Source organism: Arabiibacter massiliensis, assembly GCF_902386925.1.
Classification (GTDB): Bacteria; Actinomycetota; Coriobacteriia; order Coriobacteriales; family Eggerthellaceae; genus Arabiibacter; species Arabiibacter massiliensis.
Genome location: NZ_LR698996.1, coordinates 490535 through 514518, shown reverse-complemented (window position 1 = coordinate 514518; position 23984 = coordinate 490535). Strand labels below are relative to the sequence as shown.

At 69.7% G+C, this 23984-nt stretch carries 24 protein-coding genes; 2 read left to right on the top strand and 22 right to left on the bottom strand.

The window, feature by feature from the left end:
• Positions 1–47: 47 nt before the first annotated feature.
• The 15 genes from era to FX134_RS02130 all read right to left on the bottom strand — a co-directional run bounded on the left by era (position 48) and on the right by FX134_RS02130 (position 14404).
• Positions 48–965 carry a GTPase Era gene (gene era, locus FX134_RS02200; RefSeq protein ID WP_080797336.1) on the bottom strand — a complete coding sequence of 306 codons (918 nt, stop codon included), beginning with the start codon at positions 963–965 and terminating at the stop codon, positions 48–50.
• A 31-nt stretch (positions 966–996) separates the two neighbouring features.
• Positions 997–1425 (bottom strand): diacylglycerol kinase family protein, encoded by a 429-nt coding sequence (locus tag FX134_RS02195; RefSeq protein ID WP_080797335.1) that lies wholly within the window; start codon positions 1423–1425, stop codon positions 997–999.
• A gap of 18 nt (positions 1426–1443) precedes the next feature.
• Positions 1444–1905, bottom strand: coding sequence for an rRNA maturation RNase YbeY (gene ybeY, locus FX134_RS02190; protein ID WP_080797334.1), 462 nt, complete (start codon positions 1903–1905; stop codon positions 1444–1446).
• Between the two features lie 5 nt (positions 1906–1910).
• A complete protein-coding gene (locus FX134_RS02185) occupies positions 1911–2867 on the bottom strand; it encodes a PhoH family protein (protein WP_080797333.1) in 957 nt (318 codons plus the stop codon).
• A 103-nt stretch (positions 2868–2970) separates the two neighbouring features.
• Entirely contained in the window at positions 2971–3648 is a 678-nt protein-coding gene (hypB, locus tag FX134_RS02180; RefSeq protein ID WP_080797332.1) for a hydrogenase nickel incorporation protein HypB, read from the bottom strand.
• A 124-nt stretch (positions 3649–3772) separates the two neighbouring features.
• Complete coding sequence (locus tag FX134_RS02175) at positions 3773–4873, bottom strand: C39 family peptidase (RefSeq protein ID WP_080797331.1); 1101 nt, start codon at positions 4871–4873, stop codon at positions 3773–3775.
• On the bottom strand, positions 4866–6185 hold the full coding sequence (locus FX134_RS02170) for a MiaB/RimO family radical SAM methylthiotransferase (protein WP_080797330.1): 1320 nt from the start codon (positions 6183–6185) through the stop codon (positions 4866–4868). The genes FX134_RS02175 and FX134_RS02170 overlap by 8 nt, the downstream gene beginning before the upstream one ends.
• Positions 6182–6949, bottom strand: coding sequence for an RsmE family RNA methyltransferase (locus FX134_RS02165; RefSeq protein ID WP_080797329.1), 768 nt, complete (start codon positions 6947–6949; stop codon positions 6182–6184). The genes FX134_RS02170 and FX134_RS02165 overlap by 4 nt, the downstream gene beginning before the upstream one ends.
• 13 nt (positions 6950–6962) lie before the next feature.
• The gene (dnaJ, locus tag FX134_RS02160) at positions 6963–8102 is read right to left on the bottom strand and encodes a molecular chaperone DnaJ (protein ID WP_080797328.1); all 1140 of its coding nucleotides are present in this window, start codon (positions 8100–8102) and stop codon (positions 6963–6965) included.
• Between the two features lie 65 nt (positions 8103–8167).
• Positions 8168–9181 (bottom strand): heat-inducible transcriptional repressor HrcA, encoded by a 1014-nt coding sequence (gene hrcA / locus FX134_RS02155; RefSeq protein WP_172623344.1) that lies wholly within the window; start codon positions 9179–9181, stop codon positions 8168–8170.
• A gap of 136 nt (positions 9182–9317) precedes the next feature.
• Entirely contained in the window at positions 9318–10430 is a 1113-nt protein-coding gene (gene hemW, locus FX134_RS02150) for a radical SAM family heme chaperone HemW (RefSeq protein WP_080797326.1), read from the bottom strand.
• A 212-nt stretch (positions 10431–10642) separates the two neighbouring features.
• Complete coding sequence (dusB, locus tag FX134_RS02145) at positions 10643–11614, bottom strand: tRNA dihydrouridine synthase DusB (RefSeq protein WP_080797325.1); 972 nt, start codon at positions 11612–11614, stop codon at positions 10643–10645.
• Positions 11615–11726: 112 nt separating this feature from the next.
• The gene (locus FX134_RS02140) at positions 11727–11918 is read right to left on the bottom strand and encodes a hypothetical protein (RefSeq protein ID WP_080797324.1); all 192 of its coding nucleotides are present in this window, start codon (positions 11916–11918) and stop codon (positions 11727–11729) included.
• 1 nt (position 11919) lies between these two features.
• Positions 11920–13722, bottom strand: a complete 1803-nt coding sequence (gene lepA / locus FX134_RS02135) for a translation elongation factor 4 (RefSeq protein WP_080797323.1) — start codon at positions 13720–13722, stop codon at positions 11920–11922.
• A gap of 244 nt (positions 13723–13966) precedes the next feature.
• Positions 13967–14404, bottom strand: a complete 438-nt coding sequence (locus FX134_RS02130) for a hypothetical protein (RefSeq protein ID WP_080797322.1) — start codon at positions 14402–14404, stop codon at positions 13967–13969.
• A gap of 176 nt (positions 14405–14580) precedes the next feature.
• Between FX134_RS02130 and FX134_RS02125 the strand changes: the two genes are divergently transcribed.
• Positions 14581–15939, top strand: coding sequence for a helix-turn-helix domain-containing protein (locus FX134_RS02125; protein ID WP_080797321.1), 1359 nt, complete (start codon positions 14581–14583; stop codon positions 15937–15939).
• Between the two features lie 640 nt (positions 15940–16579).
• Positions 16580–17080, top strand: coding sequence for a 30S ribosomal protein S20 (gene rpsT, locus FX134_RS14920; protein ID WP_080797320.1), 501 nt, complete (start codon positions 16580–16582; stop codon positions 17078–17080).
• Between the two features lie 107 nt (positions 17081–17187).
• Here rpsT and holA read toward each other — a convergent pair whose 3' ends face one another.
• From holA to mihF, 7 genes are all read right to left on the bottom strand, one after another.
• A complete protein-coding gene (holA, locus tag FX134_RS02115) occupies positions 17188–18165 on the bottom strand; it encodes a DNA polymerase III subunit delta (RefSeq protein ID WP_080797319.1) in 978 nt (325 codons plus the stop codon).
• 10 nt (positions 18166–18175) lie between these two features.
• On the bottom strand, positions 18176–20524 hold the full coding sequence (locus FX134_RS02110) for a ComEC/Rec2 family competence protein (RefSeq protein ID WP_080797318.1): 2349 nt from the start codon (positions 20522–20524) through the stop codon (positions 18176–18178).
• Complete coding sequence (locus FX134_RS02105; protein WP_080797317.1) at positions 20512–21171, bottom strand: ComEA family DNA-binding protein; 660 nt, start codon at positions 21169–21171, stop codon at positions 20512–20514. The genes FX134_RS02110 and FX134_RS02105 overlap by 13 nt, the downstream gene beginning before the upstream one ends.
• Before the next feature lie 204 nt (positions 21172–21375).
• Positions 21376–22590 (bottom strand): tRNA uracil 4-sulfurtransferase ThiI, encoded by a 1215-nt coding sequence (thiI, locus tag FX134_RS02100; RefSeq protein ID WP_080797316.1) that lies wholly within the window; start codon positions 22588–22590, stop codon positions 21376–21378.
• Between the two features lie 91 nt (positions 22591–22681).
• Positions 22682–22942, bottom strand: coding sequence for a DNA-directed RNA polymerase subunit omega (locus FX134_RS02095; RefSeq protein ID WP_080797315.1), 261 nt, complete (start codon positions 22940–22942; stop codon positions 22682–22684).
• 6 nt (positions 22943–22948) lie between these two features.
• Complete coding sequence (gene gmk / locus FX134_RS02090) at positions 22949–23521, bottom strand: guanylate kinase (RefSeq protein WP_080797314.1); 573 nt, start codon at positions 23519–23521, stop codon at positions 22949–22951.
• A gap of 9 nt (positions 23522–23530) precedes the next feature.
• Complete coding sequence (gene mihF, locus FX134_RS02085; RefSeq protein ID WP_080797313.1) at positions 23531–23839, bottom strand: integration host factor, actinobacterial type; 309 nt, start codon at positions 23837–23839, stop codon at positions 23531–23533.
• Positions 23840–23984 lie beyond the last annotated feature (145 nt).

The window sequence follows — 23984 nt, the reverse complement described above, 5'->3', positions numbered from 1 at the left end:
GTTCACGACAATACTTGCAGAACTCCGAGGATCCGCCGCGCGGAGCCTCACGCGCCTTCGCCGTAGCCGAACCTTCTGATCTGGCTCGCGTCGCGCCGCCAGTTCTTCTTCACCTTCACCGAGAGGTCCAGATACACGCGCGTGCCCAGCAGCTGCTCCAGATCGGCGCGGGCCTCGGTGCCGATGCGCTTGATGGCCGCGCCCTTCTTGCCGATGATGATGCCCTTCTGGCTGTCGCGCTCCACGTACACGGTGGCGAAGATGCGGTGGAGGTCCTTCTTGCGGTCGTATTCCATCTCGTCGACGCGCACGCCGATGGCGTGGGGCACCTCGTCGTGGAACGTCCGCAGGATCTTCTCGCGGACGAACTCGGCCACCACCACCTCGATGGGCTGGTCGGTCTCCATGTCGGCCGGGAACCACGAGGGGCCCTCCGGGAGCAGGTGCACGACCTCCTCGACGAAGGCCTCCACGTTGTAACCGGTGGCAGACGACAGGCCCACCATGGCGTCCCACGTGCCCAAGCGCTCGGCAGCCTCGCGCTGCGCGCTGATCTGGGCGGGGCTCGCCAGGTCCACCTTCGACAACACGCAGATCTTCTTCGACCGCACGCGGGAGAGCTGCTCGGCCACCCACTCGTCGCCCCGCCCGATGGGCTGCGAGGCGTCGATGAGCATGGCGACCACGTCCACGTCCTCGAGCGCCTTCAGGGCCGACGTGTTCAGCTCCTCGCCGAGCGCATCGTGGGGCTTGTGCAGGCCCGGCGTGTCCACCAGGATGAGCTGGAAGTCCTCGCGCGTGAGCACGGCGCGGAAGCGGTGGCGCGTCGTCTGCGCCGTGTCCGACGTGATGGCGATCTTCTTGCCCATGATGGCGTTCACCAGCGTCGACTTGCCGGCGTTCGGCCTGCCCACAAGCGTGACGAAGCCGGATTTGAACCCCTCGACGTCCGTTTGGAAATCCATGTGCGATCCTTACTTCAATTGACGACTGTGCTTAGCCGAACAGCAGGGCCCAGGCGGGGGGGCCGAATACCACGGCGGCCACGACGAGGGCGACCACGGCGAAGATGAGCACCGCGCCCGCCGCCGTGTCCTTCGCGCGGCGCGCCAATTCGTGGTACTCCGGCGACACGAGGTCCACCACGCTCTCCACCGCCGTGTTCACGCACTCGGCCGCGAACACGGCCGCGATGCACAGGATGACGGCCGCCCACGAGGCCCCGTCGATGCCGAACGCGAAGCCGAGCGCCACCGCCGCCACGGCGATGACCAGGTGGATCTTCATGTTGCGCTGCGTGCGCACGGCGTAGGCGATGCCGTCCCACGCGCACTTGAAAGCGCTCACGAGCGGAAAGCGCGCCCGCGACTCCTTCGCCGCCTTGTTGCGGACGAAGCCCTCCTCGGCCTCTCCAGACGCGTCCATGCCAGCCCCCTTCCGGCGTCAGCGCTTCGACCAGGCCTCGAGTATCTCGGCCTCGCGCTTCTCCATGACCTCGGCCTCGTCGTCTTCGATATGGTCGTAGCCGCACAGGTGCAGAAGCCCGTGCACCAGAAGCAGGCTGATCTCCTCCTCGAACGTGGTGCCGAACTCGCGCGTCTGGCGGCTGGCCACGTCCGGCGCGATGACGACGTCGCCCAGCTCGAACACCGGGTCCTCCGCCAGCGTCGTCGCGGCGAGGTCCTCGTCCACGCCGTCGCACTCGAACGACAGCACGTCGGTGGGGCCCTCCTTGTGGCGGTACCTCTCGTTGAGCTCGGCGATGGCGTCGTCGGTGACGAAGCTCACGGACACCTCGGTGTTGAAGGGCTTGTCCTCGCGCGCGAGCACGAACTGCGTGAGCTCGTGCAGCGGCAGCTTCTCGAGCTCGTCTTTGCGGTAGTCGTAGTTGATCTGGATGTCCATGGTCGTCAAGCCTTTCTGCTCGCCTCGTCGTAGGCGGCCACGATGGCGGCCACCAGCGAATGGCGCACGACGTCTTTGCCGGTGAAGTCGCAAAACGCGATGTCGTCGACGCCCTCGAGGATGGCCCGCACGCCTTTGAGGCCCGACACGCCGTGCGGCAGGTCGAGCTGGGTCACGTCTCCCGTGACCACCATCTTCGAGCCGAAGCCCAGGCGCGTGAGGAACATCTTCATCTGCTCGGGCGTGGTGTTCTGCGCCTCGTCGAGGACGATGAAGCTGTCGTTCAAGGTGCGCCCGCGCATGAACGCGAGCGGGGCGATCTCGATGACGCCGCTGTCGATGAGCTGGTTGGCGCGCTCCATGTCGGTCATGTCGAAGAGCGCGTCGTAGAGCGGGCGGATGTAGGGGTCCACCTTCTCGGTGAGGGTGCCGGGCAGAAAGCCCAGGCTCTCCCCCGCCTCCACCACCGGGCGCGTGAGGATGATGCGCCCCACCTCCTTGCGCTTGAGCGCGGCCACGGCCATAGCCATGGCGAGGTAGGTCTTGCCGGTGCCCGCGGGCCCGATGCCGAACGTGATGGTGTTCTCGCGGATGGCGTCCACGTAGCGTTTCTGCCCCGCCGTCTTCGGACGGATGGCGCGGCCGCGGTACGTGAGCAGGATGTCCTCGCGCAGCGCGGTCGGGCTGAACTCGGCCGTGCGCAGAAGGTCGATGGCACGGCGCACGTAGTCGACGCTGGGCTCGCCACCGCCTTCCACCAGCTTGATGAGGTCGGAGAACAGCGCCGTGAGCGACTGCACCTCGAGCGGATCGCCCTCGAGCACGATGGTGTCGCCGCGCACCGTGATGCGCGCCGCGAAGGCATCTTGCACGAGGTGGAGAATCTCATCGGCCGGCCCGACGATGAGCGCCATGTTCACGCTTTGCGGGGCCGTCAGCGTGATTTGGGTCTGGTCTGTCATGCGGCCATTGTACCACGACCCCGCCCGACCCGGGCCGATGTCATCGAACCGACAAGGGCCCGGGGCGCGCGGAGCCCGGCAGAACTCGGCGATCGGCCGGCTCCTACGCGAGCGCGGCCTCGCGGCGGGCGCGCATCCAGTCGGCGAGCTCCTCCATGCCCTCGCCGGTGCGTGCGCTCGTCACGAAGATCTCGAGGCGCGGGTTCAGGGCGCGGGCGCGCTCCTTCAAGGCCTCCATATCGAAGTCGGGGTTCAGGGGCAGGTAGTCGCTCTTCGTCACGATGAGGGCGTCCACCACGGCGAACATGGGCGGGTACTTCATCACCTTGTCCCAGCCCTCGGGGACGGAGAGCAGCATCACGCGCGCATGCGCGCCGGTGTCGAACTCGGCCGGGCACACGAGGTTGCCGATGTTTTCGAGGAACAGATAGCCGAAGTCCGCGCCGCCGAAGGCCTCCCACGCGCGCTCCACCATGCCCATCTCCACGTGGCAGATGCCCTTGGTGTTGAGCTCGACGGAGGCGACGCCGGCCTCCTTGATCTTGAGGGCGTCCACGTCCGACTCCAGGTCGGCCTCGATGACGCCCACGTCGGGCTCGCCCGCCGCGCGCAGGTGCTCGATGAGCGCGAGCAAAAGCGTCGTCTTGCCCGCGCCCGGCGAGGCCATCACGTCCACGAAGAACGTGCCGTCCTGCCTGCGCGCGTCGCGGAAGGCGTCGGCCGCCTCGTCGTTGGCGGCCAGGATGCTGCGCTTCACCTCGATGACGCGTGTCTCTTCCATGCTGCGGCTCCTTCCCCGCCCGCCGGTGTCTGCCGACGCTGCGAGCTTCTCGTTCGATGTCCCGAACATGGTAAACCGAGGGAGTGCCGAGCGCAACCGGCAGGCCGGCCGCGCGCGGGACGCCTCAGGCGAGGCGGTACGCGTAGAGCGCCATGGTCTGGCCGAGCACGTCCCCGACGTCCCAGCCGCGCTTCGAGCGCTCGGCCGAATACGGGTCGTTGATGGAAAGCGCGCCGTCCTCGGCGATCCCCGTGATGACGAAGAAGTGACCGGCCTCGGTGAAGTCGCCCGGCCCGACGTTGCAGATGACCGCCGCGCCGCCCTCGAGCGCCGCGCGCAGGGCGTCGGCGTCCACGGAGAGCGACTCGCACGTAAGGCCCAGGCCGGCGGCCTCGTTCACGAGGAAGGAGGCGTCGGTGCCGTCGTATTGCGTCTCGTAGCCGCCCTCGGCCGCGCGCCTGCCCATGTCGTAGGGCGAGAGGTCGCCCTTGCCCGTGAGGCCCTGGTACACCATGGAAAGCGACGTGGGGCAGCAGCCGGTGAGGGCGAACGTCGTGGACGAGTACACGGTGGCGCCCCAGCGGGGATCCCACTGGTAGAGCCGCGGCACCTCGCCTGCGGAGGGATCGCCCGTCCCTGCGGCGTCCTCGGCGGGATACGCTTCGGGGAACGCGCGCACGAAGGGCACGGCCTCGGGCTCGACGGCGGCAAGCTTGAGGAGCTTGCGCTGCACGGCCTCGCCGTCTGCGGCGTAGGCGTCCGGATGAGAGGCGATCCATGCGACGTCGTCGCTGGCCGAGGCGGCCTGGACGAGCTGCGCCGCCAGCTCGTCGCCGAGGATCGAGGAGAGGACGGCCTCGTCTATCTTCGCTTCATCGGGCTGCTGCGCGGCGGGAGCCGGGGCGGGCTCTTCCGGGACGGCCGCTCCGTCGCCTGCGGACAGGCACCCTCGGACGCCCATGACGAGGGCGATGAGGAGGGCGAGCGCCGTCGCGCCGATCGCAAGCCGCTTGGGCCCGATCGCGCGCAGGACGCCCGCGGCGGCGTCGGCGAGGGCGGGAAGGCCCTCGGGCCCCTGCGCCTCCCGGGAGCGCCGGCCGGCCGGCGCGGCGCGATTGGGCGGGCGGCGTCCCGGCGCGGACGGCCCGGCTGCGCCTCCATGCAGGCGCGTTTGGCGCTCCTCGAGCCTTCTGCGGGCCCGCTCGCGCGCCTCGCTCTCAGACATCCGCGCCTCCCTTCCCCAGCTTCACAGGCACGAGGGCGCCGAGCGCGGCGCCTGCGGGAGCGGGCACTTCGAAGTAGCTCTCGGTCATGGCGGCGCCGTCCTCCTCCACGAGCGCCAGCTCCGCGGTTCCGGCGCGGCGGGCGAAGTCGGCGGCGCGTAGCTCGTCGCCGAGCGCGCGCAGGGCGGCGGCGCGGGCGGCCTTGACCTCGGCGGGCACTTGGTCGGCGCGCGCGGCGGCCGGCGTGCCCTCGCGGCGCGAGTACGGGAACACGTGGATCTTGGAAAAGCCGCAGCGGCGCGCGAGGTCCATCGTGCGGGCGAAGTCGCCGTCCGTCTCGCCGGGAAAGCCCACGATGACGTCGGTGGACAGGCTGATGCCGGGCACCCGCCGGCGCAGCTCTTCCACGAGCGCGGCGAAACGCGCCGAGTCGTAGGGGCGCGCCATCTCGCGCAGCACGCGGTCGCTGCCCGCCTGGAGCGGCAGGTGCAGGTGGCGGCAGACGCGCCCGCCCTCCTCCGCGAGCACGCCAATGAAGGCCCCGTCCACGTCGCGCGGCTCGATGCTCGACACGCGGAAGCGGCACGGCGGCTCGCCCGGCGCGTGGAGCGCGGCCGTCTCGTCGAGCAGGCGGCGCAGCAGGCCCGCGAGGCGCAGGGTCCCATCGCGGTACGACCCCAGGTTGATGCCGGTGAGCACGATCTCCTTAGCGCCCGCCTCCACATAGGCGCGGCACTCGCGCACGACGTCGTCGGCCGACCGGCTCGTGGCGGCTCCGCGCGCCACGTGCACGATGCAGTACGTGCACGCGTTGTCGCACCCGTCCTGCACCTTCACCCCCACGCGCGTGCGGAAGCCCTCCCCCACGCGCAGCGAAGGAGCTGATTGCGAATCCCCCGTAGGGCAAGGGCTCTGCCCTTGCCGTTCAACCAAGGCTTCCTCGCCAGCCGACGGCAAGGGCAGAGCCCTTGCCCTACGGTCGTCCAGCTCATCGGCCAGCTCGGCCGCGCGCGAAAGCAGCGCCGCCTTGCCCACGCACTCCACGCGGGGGTCGAGGCCCTCGTAGAACGCCGCGTCGATGGCGGCAGCGCATCCCGTGACGAGCACGCGGGCGCTCTCGTTCGCGCGCAGGGCGCGGCGCACGGCCTTGCGGGTCTTCTTCTCGGCCTCGCCCGTGACCGTGCACGTGTTCACCACGATGAGGTCGGCGTCCTCCTCGCGCGTCTCGATGCCGCGCGCGGCCAGGAGCGCCGCCGTGTCGTCGGACTCTACGCGGTTCACCTTGCACCCCAGATTGACGACGGCGAAGTTCATCGCGCGGCCCGCCGAAGCTCGTACAGCACGAGGGCCGGGGCCACGATGCCGGCGGTCTCTGTGCGCAGGATGGAGGGCCCGAGCGTCACGAGCGACGCGCGCGGGTTGCAGGCGAGGAGCGCGTCCACCTCGCGGGCCGCGAGGCCCCCTTCGGGCCCCACGACCACGGCCACGCGCGCGTCGGGCGGCGAACCTTCCAGGGCGTCCTCGATCCGCGCCGTGCCGGGGGCCTCCTCCCAGCACACGAGCACGGCGTCCGCGTCGGCGAGCAGCCCGCACGCCCGGGCGAGCGCCATCGGCTCGCGCACCTCGGGGATCGCCGGCTGCCCCGACTGCATGGCCGCGCTCTTCGCGATGGCGCGCCAGCGCTCGGCCTTCGCGACCCCCTTCTTGGCATCGAGCCTCACCACGGAGCGCTCGCACGAAAGCGGCAGGAACTCGGCCACGCCCAGCTCGGTTGCGTGGCGGATGACCGTCTCCATCTTGTCGCCCTTGGCGAGGCCCTGCACGAGCACGACCGACGGGCGGGCCGCGGCGCGCTCGAGCCGCTGGGCGATGCGCACGTCGGGCAGCATGCCGTCGAACGAGACGACCTCGCACTCGAAGTAATCCCGCCCGGCGTCCACCACGGCCACGTGCTCGCCGGGCGCCAGGCGCAGCACGCGGGCGTGCTTGGCGTCGCCCGCGGAGAGGCGCAGGGAGAAGACCTCGCCCGGCTCATCGGCGAGCACCTGGTCGTCAAGGTAGAAATGAGGCAGGGACATGGGAGGCTCGCCGCTAGTTGAAGGCGTCGCGCAGCTTCTGCAGCGGCGAGCGCTCGTCGGCCACGTCCTCGCCCATCTCCTGGGCCAGCTGCTCCAGAAGCTCGCGCTGCTTCTTCGTCACCTTCTTGGGCACCACCACGTTCACGTGCACGAACATGTCGCCGCGCGACTCGCTGCGGAACTTCGGCATGCCGTAGCCCTTCACGCGCACCACCTGCTCGTTCTGGCAGCCCTCGGGGATGCGCACCTGCACCTTCTCGTCGGCGAAGATGCCGTCGATCTCGATCTCGGCGCCGAGGGCGGCCTGGACGATGGAGATGTTCGCGCGCGCGTGCAGGTTGTCGCCGTCGCGCTCGAAGAACTCGTGGGGCTGGATGCGCACCGTGACGATGAGGTCGCCCGGGCGCGCGCCGTGCATGCCGGCCTCGCCGAAGCCGGAAAGGCGCAGCTGCTGGGAGTCGCGGATGCCCACCGGCACCTCCACGGTGACGCGCTGGCGGTCGGGCACGCGGCCCTGGCCCTCGCATTCCGGGCACGGGTTCTCGATGGTGCGCCCGGTACCGCCGCAAGCCTTGCAGGTGGCGGACGTCTGCATGTCGCCGAGGAAGGTGTGCTGGATGGTGACCACGCGGCCCTGGCCATGGCACTCGGGGCAGGTGATCTCGCGGCCGTCGGGGCCGAGGCCGGTTCCGTCGCAGTCGGGGCACGGCGCCAGGCGGTCGTAGACGATCTCCTTCTTGGCGCCCGCGGCCACCTCCTCGAGCGTGAGGCGCAGGCCCACGCCCATGTCGCGGCCCTCGCGGCGCTGCGGGGCGCGCCCGCCGGCCGCGCCGCCGAAGAACGAGCTGAAGATGTCGCCCATGCCGAAGCCGCCGCCGAACAGGTCCTCGAAGTCGACGTAGCCGCCGCCCCCGTAGGGGCTTCCGCTGCCCGCCGCGCCGGGGATGGTGCCGAAGCGGTCGTACTGGGCGCGCTTCGTCGCGTCGCTCAGCACGTCGTAGGCCTCGTTGAGCTCCTTGAACTGGTCCTCGGCGTCAGGCGCCTTGTTCACGTCGGGATGCAGCTCGCGCGCCCGCCGGCGGAACGCCTTCTTGATCTCCTCTTCGGTCGCCTCTCGGGAAACTCCCAGAACTTCGTACAGGTCCCTGGCCATCTGCGATTATTACCTTTCCTCCAAGGGCGCGCGGCACGCTTCGCCGCCGCCCGTGCTCTCGGTTCCTACACATCCTCGAGCGCCGCGCTCGCGATGCGCACCGCCCGGATGACTTTCGAATAATCCATGCGCGTGGGCCCGACGACGGCCACCACGCCCGCCGACGCGCCGCGCCCGTAGCGGCTGGCCACCACCGACACGCCCGACAGCGCCGCCGCGTCGTTCTCGCGGCCGATGCGCACGCTCGGCACGCCCGCGCCCTGCGTCGCCGCGTCGTCGAGGATGTGCAGGAGCACGGTGTCGTCCTCGAGCACGCGCATGACGGGCAGGAGCGCCTCGGCCTGGCTGAACTCGGGCTTCGTAAGCAGCGAGCTCACCCCCAGCCGGTGCGCGCGCGACAGCTCGCTCTCCTGCAGGCACGACAGCACCTCGTCGAGCGCCATGCGCACGAGCGGGTCGCGGAACGCCTCCATCATGCCCTGCCCCAGGCCGTCCTCGATATCCTGCAGCGACTTGCCGTTGAACACCTCGCCGAGGAAGCGCTGCACGCGCGCCAGGTCGTCGGGGGACACCTCGTCGGCGAACTCCATCTGGCGGTTGAACACCTGGCCGTCCTCGGTGACGAGCACGACGAGCGCCCGATGCGGCGCGAGCGAGATGAGCGAGAGCTGCTTGATGTGCAGGTTGAGCACCGAGGGCGCCAGCACGATGGACAGGCAGTCCGTGAGGCGCGTGAGGGCCGAGGACGTCTGCTCCAGAAGCGCGTCGAGCTCGCTCGCGCTGCGGCGCAGCTCGTCCACGACGGGACGGTAGCGCTCGTCGTCGGCCGCGAGGTCGGTGGCCAGCAGGTTGTCGACGAAGGCGCGGTAGCCGAAGTCGGTGGGGACGCGGCCCGCGGAGGTGTGGGGCTGCGCGATGTAGCCGCCGTCCTCGAGCACCGACAGCTCGTTGCGCACCGTGGCCGGGCTCACGCCCAGCTGGTAGCGCTCCGTCAGCGTGCGCGAGCCCACCGGCAGAGCGCGCGCGACGTACTCTTCGATGAGGGCCGCGAGCACCCTCTGCCTTCGATCTGAAAGCACGCCTCTCCACCTTCCTCTTTCACTTGACCGTTCCGCCAACGCACCATTCTAGCAGCCGGCGCAAGAGAGTGCTAAAAAACCTGGAAGATTCTCTGAAATGTCCCAAAAGACGGCAGGGATGACAACCGGGGCATTATCATGGAGCGAGGTCGAGGAGGCGGCCGTAGAGGTCGTTGCCGCAGAGCCAGCCGCGCTCGGTGGGCCTCCAGCGGCCGTCCTCGTGCACGACGAGGCCCTGCTCCGCGAGCTCGGCGAAGGCCTGCGTCGCCCCGAGGCCGAGCGCATCGGCGCGCTCTGCCTGCGCGTCGGGCACGCCGCGCGACATGCGCATGCCCAGCATGAGGTCCTCGGCGGCCATCTGGCGTGCGTCGAGGTCGTCGGTCACCTCGCCGTCCTGCATGCGCATACGGCGGCTCGCGTTCTGCGTCATCGTGGCGGCCGAGCGCCCGAGGCCGAGGTAGGGCACGCCCGTCCAGTACGCGGTGTTGTGCCTGCTCTCGAAGCCGGGCCGCGCGTAGCTCGCCACCTCGTAGCGCGTGAAGCCCGCCGCGCCCAGCACGCGCGCGGCCGCTTCCATGTGCGCGGCTTCCACGTCGTCGTCGGGCTCGTCCAGCTCGCCGGCGAGCACCGCCGCGTCGAAGGGCGTGTGCGGCTCTATGGTCAGCGGGTACACGCTCACGTGCGTCGCGCCGAGTGAGACGGCCTCGCGCACGCTCGCCTCGAAGCTGGCCTCCGACTGCCCGGGGATACCGCACATGAGATCCACGCTCACGTTCTCGAAGCGGGTCCGCGCGGCCTCGATGGCGCGCCGGGCCGCATCCGCGTCATGAGCGCGGCTGAGCACGCGCAGCACCTCGTCGTCGAAGCTCTGCACGCCGATGGACAGGCGGTTCACCCCGAGCGCCCAGATGTCGCGCACCATGCGCTCGTCGAGGCTCTCCGGATTGGCCTCCATCGTGCACTCCACCTCGGGCGTAAGATGCATCGAAAGCGAGAGCGTATAGAGGAGCATCGAGAGCCGAGAGAGCCCCACATGCGAAGGCGTGCCCCCGCCGATATACACCGTCTCGATGGCGCCGAGCTCCCCCTCCTTCGCCTTGCGGCGGATCTGCAGGCAGAGGTCCTCCACGTACGCGTCGATCTCCGGCGAGCCAGCCGGCACCGCCGCCGTCGCGAAGTCGCAGTAAGCGCACCGCTTCACGCAGAACGGCACGTGCAAGTAAAGAGCCTTGTACGGATCGTGGGGCATGCTACAGGTCCCCCCCCCCTCCCCCAGCCGAGGCTTCCGGGAGCCTCCCCCGCCGGGAGAATAGTGCGGTTGTTTTAGACGGATCCTTCGACTCGCTCCGCTCGCTCAGGATGACGAAGAACGCAGCGTGAGGAGGGATCGGCGGGCATGCCGCGCGCAGTTCCGCAGCGAAGCGAGGACTGTCTGAGCACGGCGTGCCCGCCGATCCCTCCTCACGCGGACGGCCCTCCATAATCCAGCAGCTCGTCGAAGACGCGGTCGAAGTCCTCCACCGAGACGCAGGCGTTGATCTTCGCGCGGGCCGCCGAGGCTCCTGGAAGGCCGGCCATGTACCACATGGCGTGCTTGCGCATGCGCACGATGTTCTTCCCCTCGCGCTCGGCGAGCAGCCGCGCATGGCGGCGGGCCATGGCGATGCGCTCCTCCACGGCGGGCGCCGCCGGCTCGGGTTCGCCCGCAAGCGCGGCCTTGGCCTGCGCGAACACCCAGGGATTGCCCTCGGCACCGCGCGCGATCATCACGGCGTCGCAGCCCGTGCGCTCGATCATCGCAACGGCGTCGGCACCCGTCCGCACGTCGCCGTTGCCCACCACCGGCACGCTCACGGCCTGCTTCACCCGCGCGATCACGCTCCAGTCGGCGCTGCCCCGGTAGAGCTGCTCGGCGTACCTCCCGTGCACGGCGACGGCGCACGCGCCCGCATCCTCCATGCGCCGCGCGAACTCCGGGGCCGTCTCCTCCCCCAGCGCCCACCCGCGGCGGAACTTCACCGTCACCGGGTGCGCCACCGCCGAGCGCACCGCGCGCACGATGGCGGCGGCCAGCTCGGGCTCCTTCATGAGCGCCGAGCCGTCGCCCTTCGACACGATCTTGCGCGCGGGGCAGCCCATGTTGACGTCGAGGTACGCGAGCGACTCCCCCATCTCGTCCTCGATCCAGGCGGCCTGCGCGGCCATCGTGTCGGGCTCGTGGCCGAATAGCTGCACCGCCACCTGGTCCTCCCCCGGCGCGAGGCGCAGCAGATGCCGTGTCTTAACGTTCGCGTAGGAGAGCCCCTTCGCCGACACCATCTCGGTGAAGGCGAGGTCGGCCCCCTGCTCGCGGCAGAGGGCGCGGAACGCCTCGTCGCTCACGCCCGCCATGGGCGCGAGCAGCAGGCGGTGCTTTCGGAAGAACTCGTGCATGATGCCTTTCTGTAAATGCGCGTATCGGGCGGGATCGTTCCGCAGGTTGCGGCAAGGGCAGGGCCCTTGCCTTACGAGGCGGCCCGCCAAAACGATCCCTGCGGACGCGTTCCTAGCCCATGAGGATGTCGGCCATGTTCACCAGGGAGAAGGCGATGAGCAGCACGAAGCCCACGACGGCGACCAAGCACCCGCAGCCGACCGCCGCCTTCGCACGGCCGCTCATGCCCTCGGGCTGTCGCGCGGCCTTCTTCTCGTCGAACGGGTCGTCCAGCCAGTCGAACTCATCGTTTCTGCGCGCCATATCAATCATCCACCTTGAGGATGGCCATGAACGCCTCCTGCGGCACTTCCACGTTGCCGATGTTCTTCATGCGCTTCTTGCCGGCCTTCTGCTTCTCCAGAAGCTTGCGCTTGCGGCTGATGTCGCCGCCGTAGCACTTCGCCAGCACGTCCTTGCGCTTCGCCTTCACCGTCTCGCGCGCGAGCACCCGCCCCCCGATGGCCGCCTGGATGGGCACCTCGAACATCTGGCGCGGGATGATGCCGCGCAGCTTCTCGGTGAGGACGCGTCCGCGGTCGTAGGCCTTGTCCTTGTGGATGATGAACGACAGCGCGTCCACCGGCTTGCCGGACAGGAGGATGTCGAGCTTCACCAGCTTCGAGGGCTTGTAGCCGTCGAAGTCGTAGTCGAGGCTCGCGTAGCCCTTCGTGTTGGACTTGAGCTTGTCGAAGTAGTCCATGATGAGCTCTGAGAGCGGGATGTCCCAGAGCATCTCCACCGTGGTGGGCGAGAGGTAGTTCATGGTGACGAACGTGCCGCGGCGCGCCGTGGTGAGCTCCATGACCGCGCCCACGTAGTCGGGCGGGATGAGGATCTTCGCCTTGAGGTAGGGCTCCTCGATGCGCTCGATCTCGCCGGGGTCGGGCATCTCCTGGGGCGAGTGCAGGCTGATCATCTCGCCGCCGGCGCGGTACACGTGGTACTCCACGGAGGGCGCCGTGGCTAGAAGGTCCAGGCCGAACTCGCGCTCGAGGCGCTCCTTGATGACCTCCATGTGGAGCAGCCCCAAAAAGCCCACGCGGAAGCCGAAGCCGAGCGCGTGCGACTTCTCCGGCTCCCAGGCAAGCGCCGGGTCGTTGAGCGAGAGCTTCTCGAGCGCCTCCTTCAAGGGCTCGTACTGGTCGCCGTCGATGGGGAACAGGCCCGTGAACACCATGGGCTTGGCGTCGCGGTAGCCGGGCAGGGGCTCGTCCACCCCGCCGCGCACGGCGGTGATCGTGTCGCCCACCTTCACCTGGCGCACATCCTTGAGTCCCGTGACCAGGTAGCCCACCTCGCCTACCGAGAGCTCGGGCATGGCAGTCTCGGCCGGGCGGCGCGCGCCCACCTCCTCCACGAGCACCTCGGTGCCGGTGGCCATCATGCGCACGCGGTCGCCCTTCTTGAGCGAGCCGTCGACCACGCGGATGAGCGCCACCACGCCGCGGTAGGGGTCGAAATACGAGTCGAAGATGAGCGCGCGCAGCGGCCCGTCCGCTTTGCCCTCGGGCGCGGGGATGTTGTACACCACGGCCTCGAGCAGGTCGTGGACGCCCGCGCCGGTCTTGCCGGAGGCGAGCACCGCGTCGTCGGCGGGGATGGCGAGGCCCTCCTCGATCTCCTCGCGCACGCGGTCGGGCTCGGCGGCCGGCAGGTCGATCTTGTTGATGAGCGGGATGATCTCGAGGTTCGCGTTCATGGCCATCATGGCGTTGGCCACGGTCTGCGCCTCGACGCCCTGCGTGGCGTCCACCACGAGCACGGCGCCCTCGCACGCGGCCAGGCTGCGGCTCACCTCGTAGGTGAAGTCGACGTGGCCCGGCGTGTCGATGAGGTTGAACTGGTAGGTCTGGCCGTCGTCGGCCGTGTAGTCCACGCGCACGGCCTGGCTCTTGATGGTGATGCCGCGCTCGCGCTCGATGTCCATGGTGTCGAGCAGCTGCTCCTGCATGTCGCGATGCGCCACGGTGCCGGTGAGCTCGAGGATGCGGTCCGAGAGCGTCGACTTGCCGTGGTCGATGTGCGCGATGATGGAGAAGTTGCGGATGAGGTTCGGGTCGGTCATGTCCTGTCTTTCACGTCGTGCGCGCGCCGCGCGAGACGCGGGCGCTGCGGGAAAACGGAGCCTATTCTACCAGCGAGCGCCGCATCCGGAAGCGGCGCTCGCTGAAAACCCACGGAAGGCGGCGGCCGGAGCGGGCTCGGCGCTAGGAAACGCTGATCGATGCGCGGTCCACTGATGCCGTAGGGCAAGGGCTCTGCCCTTGCCCTACGGCGCACCCGCATCCTTGGCATTGATCAGCGCTTCCCTAAAGCTTGATCTCGGCGGAGTCGGAGCGCGAGGGGTCAACGCGGACGAGCTGGGCGCGGGCCGAATCGCCGTCGTCGACGCAGATGGCCCACAGGCCCTCTTCCAGCTCAAGCGTCGCCGAGCCGGCGTCGAGCGCCATGCGGGACGCCTCGACGGGCACGTAGCGCGACCCATCCTCGGCCGTGAACCTCGGCACGCAGACCGACACCGCGTCCGCATCAGAGCTCACGGCCACGCGGATCCCGCTCTCAACCGCGCCCGAGGGGACGTCGGCGCCCCGCTCGTAGACGGCCTTCTCCTCCGAGTGGCACGACGAGCACTCCTCGCCCGCGCCCACCACCTGGTGCTGGGCCGCGCTCGAGCAGCCGGCGAGCAGCAGCGCCCCGACGACGATCGAGCAAGCGGCCGCAAGGACGCGGGCAGAGGAGGTCTTCATGGGCTTCCTTTCGGTAGGTTGAATTTTTAAACGCAACGCTGTTGCGCTTGCTCTTGCAGGCGAAGCCTGGAGCCCCTTTCAGCGCGTAGGTCGTAAGGCCTGCCGCTGAAAGGGGCTTTTCCCTTCTCTTCTACAATCTTTCCCGTGCAGGTTTCCCGGGCGGGAAGGAGGAGGCGATGCCTGAATCGAAGGGAAGGCATCTCACGAAGGAGAACAGGGAGGTGATCGAGGAGGGGATCCGCAGCCGCGACTCGGCGAGGGCTATCGCCAAGAGGATCGACGTCAGCCCCTCGACCGTGACCCGCGAGGCCAGGGCGCACAGGACCGTGAGGCAGAGGAAGATGTCGAGGGGCGAGAACGCCTCCGCGAGGTGCGCCAAAAGCCAGTCGTGCCAGGCGAGCGGCACCGCCTGCAAGAGGTGCTCGACCGCGCTCACGGCATGCAAGAGGTGCAAGACGCGCCCGTGCGTCCTTGCGTGCCCGGACTTCGAGCCCAAGATGTGCCCGACCACGCAGAAGTGGCCCTACGTCTGCCCCGAGGGCTGCCCGAAGCGCGGGTGGTGCGCCTACCCCAAGTGCTCCTACGACGCGGGCGACGCCCACGCGGCGTACCGCGGGACGCTGAGCGCGTCGAGGAGCGGCATCTGCATCTCGCAAGAGGAGCTCGACGCGATGAACGCCATCGTCGTCCCCCTCTCCAAGCAGGGGCAGAGCTTCGAGGCGATCTGGGCCGCGCATGCGCCCGAGCTGCCGGTGTGCGTGCGCAGCGCCTACAACTACCAGGCGAAAGGAGAGGTCGGCCTGACGAGCCTCGACATGCCGCGCAAGGCGCGCCTGCTCCCGCGCCGGAAGCCGAATGGGAAGGGCGGGGACGCCGACGCGCCCCGCGAGAGGGTGGACCGCGCGGGGCGCGCCTACGCCGACTTCCTCGAGCTCGCCCTCGCCGAGCGCGTCCGCGTCGTGCAGGGCGACTCGGTGGAGGGGTATCAGGGAAACGCCACGGATATTTTGAGCCTGCACGTCGTCGCCCGCTCCTTCCAATTCTACCTGAAGAAGCGCCATGGCGACCCCGCGGCGGTCGTCGCATGGCTCGACGTCATAGAGCGCGCCTTGGGCTCGCCTGCGGCTTTCGAGGAGATCTTCGGAATCCTCCTCTTCGACCGAGGGGTCGAGTTCGACGACTGGGCCGGCGTGGAGCGCTCGTGCCTGGTGGAGGGCGCGCGCCGGGCCCGGGTGTTCTACTGCGACGCGATGCAGTCCAACCAGAAGGCCCAGGCGGAGCGCAACCACGAGCGCCTCAGGCGAATCCTGCCCAAGCACCGCAGCGACTTCGACGCGCTCAGCGTGTGGGACGTGGCGGTGTGCGCGAGCCACGTGAACTCCTACCCGCTCGCCCGCGCGTCGGGCAAGTGCCCCTTCGAGGTCGCCGAGGGGCTGATCCCCAGGGTGCTTTTCGACGAGCTGGGCTACGAGCGGGTGCCCGCCGACGAGGTCGTGCTGAAACCGTATCTGATGGCCCACGCGGTGGAGCAGTAGCCCGCCGCGCTTCGATAAAGCCCGGGAAGCAGTGCGCGTAAACATATCCTAGATTCCAAGGCCCCGCGCGTTGCGCTTTCCTCTGCACTTTCCGAGGCGGGGGCCTGCGCGAGCGCGCCCGAATCCTCTCGAGATGCTGTGGGGCAAAGGGCGGTCTGAGGCGGATCGGCGCCGATTGCAAGGGCAAGCGCAACGCGATTCCCCCTGTTTTGCACGTGAAACCGCAACTGTTGCGATAACTCATGCAGTGTTGCAGCTACTTTTGCAACCAACCTGGGCTTCCTTTCGAACGGGTGCAAGATGTGTTTTTGCATTTCCGCGTGCAATGACGCGGATCCTTTGGTATTCTATCGCATTGTGTATCCAGCGGCACGTGCGCGCGATGGCTTCCATCGCCGAGTCGGCAGACGTGGCTGCGCTTTACGATTCGTGATCGCTGGGTGGCCGATAGGTCGAGGAGCAGAGAAATCCCGCCTGCTCAACGTGCATACGAACGCCTCCGCCCCGCGGAGCGCCGATCCCCGTGGATCGCATGCGCGAGCTATCGGACGCCCTGCGGCGGTATGTTCGCCGGATGCGCGAGGGGGCCCGAAGGCTCCGCAGAGAACAAGCTCGTGATTCATTGGAGGAAAGAACACACATGGCGAACATCAAGAGCCAGAAGAAGCGCAACATCACCAACGAGAAGTCCCGCATGCGCAACCGCGCGGTCAAGAGCGAGCTCAAGACCGCGACCCGCCGCGTAAAGGAGGCCGTGGCCGCCGGCAATGGCGCCGAGGCCTACGCCGCCGCGCTCGCCGCCTGCCGCCTCATGGACAAGGCCGCCAGCAAGGGCGTCATCCACAAGAACCAGGCCGCCAACCGCAAGAGCGGCATCATGCTGCTCATCAAGGACGTGGTGACCGAGGCCGACCGCGCCGCCTACGTGAAGCCGGAGAAGAAGGAGCAGAAGACCGGCTCCAAGAAGGCTGAGCGCAAGGCCGCCCGCAAGGCCGAGATGGAGGCCGCCTCGAAGGAGAAGGCCAAGCGCCGCGAGAAGCAGCTGAAGGACGAGGCCGCCGCCGCGAAGCGCAAGGCGAAGGAGGCCGAGGAGGCCGCCAAGGCCGAGGCCGAGGCGCCCGCCGAGGAAGCCGCCGAGTAGCCCACCCCATCGGAGAATCGCCCCGCGATCCTTCCGCATATCAAGAGAGAGGAAGCCCCGGATCCCGGGGCTTCCTCTCGTTCAGGCCTTCGTCGCGGGCGGTCGGCTCAGCGGCCGACGACGACCGCGAGCATCCAGTCGACGAACGTCGCGCGCGGATCCGCGCCGCTCTTCATGGCGCGCTCGGCGTCGCGGGCAGACACGATGGCGCCGCGCAGCTCGGCGGCGGTGAACCCGCGCGCCCAGGCCGCGTGGTTCTTGCAGCGCCAATCGGGCATCTTGAGGGCGGCGGCCACCCCGCGCGGGTTGCCGCGCTCGGCTAAGCTGCGGGCGCACACCAGCTCGCGCAGGCGGGAAGTACACATCGCGATGAGCGCGTGCGGCGACACCGAGTCCATCCGTCCCAGGTAGAGCAGGCATTTGCGCGCATCGCGCGCGGCGAAGGCGTCCACGAACTCCCAGGGCTTCACCTCCGCCGTGCGGCTCACCATCGCTACGATCTCGTGCTCGTTCACCGCGTCGGTGCCGCGATGCGCCAGCGCGATCTTCTTGAGCTCGCTATCCAGGTGCACGGTATCCTCGCCCACGAGGTCGACGAGCTTGGCGGCCGCGCCCTCAGTGAGCGTCACGCCGTGCCCGACGGCCATGGAGCGCACCATCCGCGGCAGCTCGTAGCGCTTGGGCGGCGTGCAGTCGATGACGGCGGTCTTGCCGTGCGCCGCCACGGCCTTGTACAGGCGCGTGTTCTTGGCCAGCTTCTCGGCCACGAGGGCGAGCACGGTCGTCTCGTTCGGCGAGGACAGGTAGGCGACCAGCGCCTCGGCGTCGGCTTTCTTGAGCTTGTCGGCCCCGCGCACCTCGACGAGGCGCACAGGACTCGCGAACGGCACCGTGTTGCATGCCGCGACGATGTCGGCGCCGAGGGCCGTCTCGCCGTTGAACTCGTCGGCGTTGAACGACAGGTCGCCCATCTTCGAAAGGCGCGCGCGCAGGCGCTTCGCCACCGCGTCGCGCTTGAGGGCGTCCTCGCCCGAGACGAGGTACACGGGCAGAAGCGGCGCTTCTTGTTTGGTTTGAGCAGTCATGCCGCCTATTCTAGCGCAGGGCGCTCACCTCCATCCGATCGGGCTTGAATTCGCACGAAACGTCCCCCTCCTCGTCGGTGCGGCGGACGGCGGCGCCCACGGCCTCGAGCCGCGCGAGCGTCTCGGGAGCGGGATGGCCGTAGCGGTTGCCCGCGCCCGCGCTCACGAGGGCGAGGCGCGGCGAGAGGACGGCCGCCTCCTCGTCGTCGAGCGCGTTCTTCGAGCCGTGGTGCCCCACCTTGTACACGTCAACGGCGCCCACGAGGCCCGCATCGATGAGCGCGCGCAGCTGGTCGCGCTCGGCGTCGCCCGTGAAGAGCGCCCGCCAGTCCCGCGTCCCGTCGCCGTCCACGTCCGCGTCGGCGAGCAGGCACACGCTGTCGGCATTGCCGCCCGCATCCGAGAACGACGCGGGCCACACCACCGTCAGGTCGAACGCCCCCACATGCAGCACGTCGCCCTGCGAGAGGCCCGCGACTCCCTGCTCGCCGACGAGCGCGCGGGCATCGGCGAGCAGGCGGCCGCACGCGTCGCAGCCGCAGGAGAGCGCGTCTTTCGCCACCAGCACGCGGTCGACCTCCACGATGCCCGCAAGCGACGCGAGCGAGCCCATGTGGTCGTCATCGCCGTGCGTGACGACGACGGCATCGAGGCGCAGCACGCCGTGGCGGGCGAGGGCCTCGCGCAGGAGGCGATCCTGATTGCCCGTGTCCACGAGCACCGCGGCGCCCCCGCTGCGCACGACGAAGGCGTCCCCCTGCCCCACGTCGAGCATCACGATCTCGTCGCCGGCGAGGCGCGGCCATACGAGGAGCGCGCATGCCGCGACGGCCAGGGATCCGGCGGCGAGCGCCGCGGCCAGGCGCGCGCCGGGGCGCGGCCAGGCGAGCCAGAGGGCCGCCGCGAGGACGGCCGAGGCTACGAGGGCGAGCGGCAGGGGCACGTCTGCGGGCACGCTGGCATGGGGGATGCCCGCGAGCAGGCGCACGAGGGCCGTCATAACCCCTGCGAGGCCCGCGGCCGCGCCCACGAGCGCGGGCGCCAAGGGCGGGACGAGGAGGGAGAGCGAGCAGGCGGCGAGGCCCGCAGCGCACGCGAGCGGGAACAGGGGCGCCACCGCTACGTTAGCGATCGGCGCGAGCAAGGGCAGCTGCGAGAACAGCGCGGCGGAAAGCGGCGTGGCCAGGATGCTCGACGCGCAGGTGAGGGCGAGCGCGTCGCGCGCCATGCGCGGGGCCTGCGGGGCGAACCGCCCGATCCAGGCCGAGGCCAGGCCCGCGAACAGCACGATGCCGAGGGTGGAGAGGGCCGAGAGCGCGAACGACGCCGAGAGGGCCGTGCTCGGCGAGAGGGCGATGCAGCCGATCATGCACGCGGCGAGCGCGCCGAGGGCGGCGGGACGGCGGCACGCCATGAACGAGAGCATGCCCGCGAAGGCCATGACCGCCGCGCGCACGGCGGACACCGGCGCGCCCGCGAGCGCGAGGTACGCGAGCAGGAGCGCCGCCTCGGCCGCGCACGCCGCCCAGCGCGGCAGACGCATGAGCCGGAAGGCCGCCATGGCGACGGCGGCCACGATGGACAGATGCGCGCCCGACACCGCCACCAGGTGCGCGAGGCCCGTCGCCTTGTAGGCGTCGTAGGCCCCGGCCTCCTCGAGCAGGCCGCGCCATCCGCACACGAGCGCCGCGAGCACGGCGGGGCCGTCCCCCTCTCCCGAGGAGGCGATAAGGTCGATGGCGCGGTTGCGCGCGGAGACGAGCGCGCCCACCAGATCGGCGCGACGGGCGGGCTCGGCCTCGACGACGCGCGCCTCGGCCACGATGCCCGAGCGCCAGCAGTAGTCCGCAGCCGACGCGCCCGGCGCGGAAAGGACCGCCCGCGCCGTGACCACGTCGCCGAAGCGCGGGACGGCCGCATCGCCGTCGAAGCGCACGCGCACGAGGGCCTCGCGCCCGTCGGGAAGCGCGGTCCGCATGGCGCACGAGGCTCCGAACAGGCCGTCCCGCCCGTCTTCGACCGCCTCGAAGCGCCATTCCCCCGACGCGCCTTCGGCCGCCTCCCCGGCCGCATGGAGGCCGGCCGCGCACCCGCATGCGCACGCGAGCCCGAGCGCCGCGCCCAGGGCGAGCGCCCACGCCTGCGCCGCCCTCCCCCGCCAGAGGCCCGCCGCGGCGGCGACGGCGCCGAGCGCTCCCGCCGCCCCGACGGCGAGGCATGCGCCGATCGACCACCCCTCCGCAGCCGTCAGCGCCGCCGCGCACGCCGCCCACATCCCGAGCGCGCAGCCGAGCGTCGGCGGCAGCGACGGGCGCGGCGGCATCTCCGCAGCGCGCCCGCGCCCTTTCAGCCGACGCATACGAGGTCGGCGAGCTCGGCGAGCTTCTTGTCGCCGATGCCCGAGACGCGTTTGAGGTCCTCGATCGCGGCGAAGGGCCCGTTCGCCTCGCGATCGGCGACGATCTTCTCCGCCGTGGCCGGCCCCACGCCCGGCAGCGCGTCGAGCTCGACCGCCGAGGCCTGGTTGATGTTCACCTTGCCGCCCGCCGCCGTCCCCGGCGCCGCGGGAGCCGCCGCTTCGGCAGCCTGGGCCTCCTCGAGCGTGGGCACCATCACCTGCTCGCCGTCCACGAGCACGCGCGCCAAGTTGAGCGCGTCGGTGGCCGCTCCCTCGGCGAACCCGCCGGCGGCCTCGACGGCGTCCTGCACGCGCGCGCCCTCCGGCAGCTCGCGCACCCCGGGCTCTCCCACCGCGCCGCCCACATGCACCACCACCGTCTTGGCGGGAGCGGGCTCCGCCGCTGCGCCTTCTCCCTCCCCCTGCTCCTGCTGCGCCGGAGCGCGCTCGATGGAGAACGCCTCCGACGACGCCGCGTCGAGAAGCGCCTTGCCCGCCACGAGCAGCACGATGAGCGCGAGCGCCGTCACGCCCACGAGCACGGGCAGCCGCGCGCCGCCCAGATGCGCCTTGGAACGCCACGACTCCGCTTGCTCGACGAACGGCATCCGCCCCACCCCCTTCGGTCCGCATCCAGCATACCGCACGGACCTTGCACGGATATGGCGTGCGTCAAGCGGATAGCCGTCCGGATCTTTCGCGGATCAAGCGGGAATGCAGCGCGAATCCAGCGAGAACCTTGCGCGGATCCAGCGCGTTTCCAGCAGGAATCAAGCGCGGATACAGCGCCCCAGGTCAGAAGGAGGGCGTTCTCAGGGGCGCTTCTTCTTGGGCTTGTAGGCGGGGCAGGCGTAGTCGCGCACCTCGGCGGCGTCGGCCAGCTCGGGCACCCAGCGCTCGACGGGCAGCGCGCTCTCGGCCTCCTCCACCACGGGCAGCTTCGCGTGCGTCTCCGGGCTGCGCGGCATGAATAGCGTGCAGCAGTCGGGCGCGTCCTGCGAGGACACCTCGAAAGAGCCCAGGCGCTCGGCCTCGGCGATGATCTCCAGCTTGTCGGTGCCGATGAGCGGGCGGAACACGGGCAGATCCACCGCCGCATCGGTGCAGCGGATGTTGTCGAGCGTCTGCGAGGCCACCTGCCCCAGGCTCTCGCCCGTGACGAGCGCGCCCGCCCGTTCGCGGCGCGCGATCTCCTCGGCCACCTTGAACATGAGGCGGCGGTACATGATGACCCGCAGCTCCGGCGGCACCGTGAGCGCGATCTCGCGCTGGTAGTCGCCGAAGGGCACCGTGTACACACGTGCGATGCAGCCCGTGCGCTCGAGCACGTGCGCGATGTCGTCCACCAAATACTCGCTCGCGTCCGAGGTCTGCGGGCGCCCCGAGAAGTGCACGCCGATGCACACCGCGCCGCGCCGCGCCAGCTTCCACGTGGCCACCGGCGAGTCGATGCCGCTCGACAGCAGGCACACCACCGCGCCGGAGCTGCCCACCGGAAGGCCGCCGATGCCCGGCAGCGAGCGCGCGTACACATACGACGCGTTCTGCACTACCTCGACGCCCACGGTGATATCGGGGTTCTTCATGCGCACCCGCTTGTCGGGGTATGCAGCGCACAGCGCCGCGCCGATGATCTGGTTCATGTCCATCGAGCCTGTGGCGAAGTCGGTGTGGTTGCGGCGCGCCGCCACCTTGAACGAGTCGAACTCCCCCGCCTCGGCCATCGCGGCCAGCGCCGCCTCGGCCATGACGTCCAGGTCGCGCGCGCACTTGAAGCCGCATGACACGCGCGCGACGCCCGGCACCCCTCCGATGGCGTCGGCGACGCGCTTGGCCGTCTCCCAGTCGGTGCCCTCGCGCAAAAACACGAGCAGCCGGCCCGCGATGCGGTGGATGGTGACCACGGGGAACGGCGCGAGGAGCGCCTCGAGGTTCTTGAGCAGGCGCATCTCGAACGTGGCGCGGTTGTGGCCCTTGAGCCCGATCTCGTGGTAGTGCACGAGGCAGATGCGTTGGAATTCAGTCATGGACGGCCTTCGTCTTCCGAATGCGGACACAGCAAGGCCGCGCCAGGGTCCTGGCGCGGCCGGATGGCGCAGACTCGATCAAACCTGCGGCTTAGTGGTAGTTGACGTCGATGGACGCCGGGTCGTAGGACACCTCGCCGCGCGCGATCTCGTTGAAGGCCAGCGACAGCGGCTTCTTGTCGGCGGCGCGGGCGATCTCCACGGCCGTCTGCAGCTGGATGGCGCGGTCGCGCTGGCCGCGCATCATGTCGTTGATGTCGTGGGCGCGCTTCGACGCCAGGGCGCACAACAGGAAGCGGTCGTTGTCGGCGCGGTCCAGAAGGACGTTGATCTTCGGTTCGATAATGCTCATAGGGTGCTAACCTCGTGTTCTCTCGGCTTGCTCGTCGACGTAGCCCGCCAGGGCCCGGACGGCCCCGTCCAGATCGTCGTTCACCAGCCGTACATCGTACTCCATTTTGCGTGAAAGCTCCACCTTCGCCGTCTCCATGCGCTCGGCGACGGCCTCCTCCGTCTCGGTTCCCCGCCCGCGCAGGCGCTCCTCGAGCACCTGAAGCGAAGGCGGCTCGATGAACACGAGCCGGGCCGAGGGCATCTTGTCGCGCACCTGGAAGCCGCCTTGGACGTCGATCTCCAGGATGACCTGGTCGCCCTTCGCGATGTGCTCCTCGACGGTGGCGCGCGGCGTGCCGTAGCGGTTCCCGCCGTACACCGCCCACTCGAGCAGCCCGTCGGTCGCGACGAGGCGGTCGAACTCCTCGTCGGAGACGAACCGGTAGTGGACGCCGTCAACCTCGCCGGGACGCGGCGCGCGCGTCGTCGCCGAGACGGACACCCAGGCGTCGGGAACCTCGCGCACAAGTCGGGCCACCAGCGTGCCTTTGCCGGCACCCGATGGCCCAGAGATAACGAACAGATTGCCGTGTCTCATGCGGGAGGTTTAGCCCAGACGCTCCAAGAGGGCGGTCTGCTGGCGCTCGCCCAAACCGCGCAGGCGGCGGCTCTCGGCGATCTGGAGCTCCTTCATGATCTTCTCGGCCTTGGCCTTGCCGTAGCCCGGAAGCGTCTCGATCAGGGTGGACACCTTCATGCGGCCCACGACCGAATCGTTCTTCATCTCGAGAACCTGCTCGAGGGTGAGCTTGCCCGACTTCAATTCGTCACGAACCTCGGCGCGCTTGATGCGAGCGGCCTTCGCCTTTTCCAAAGCGGCCTGACGCTCTTCAGGGCTGAGTTGAGGAATAGCCATCGTGTTTCTCTCCTTCTGTTCCGAACAATGCCGTGATACTATCACGCAATTTGCCGTTTCACCTTGTCGATTGCCACAAAATCCAAAAATTTCAACACGCTGACACACATTGTAGGAGCGCCGCGCCCTTCTGAGGGCGTTTCGT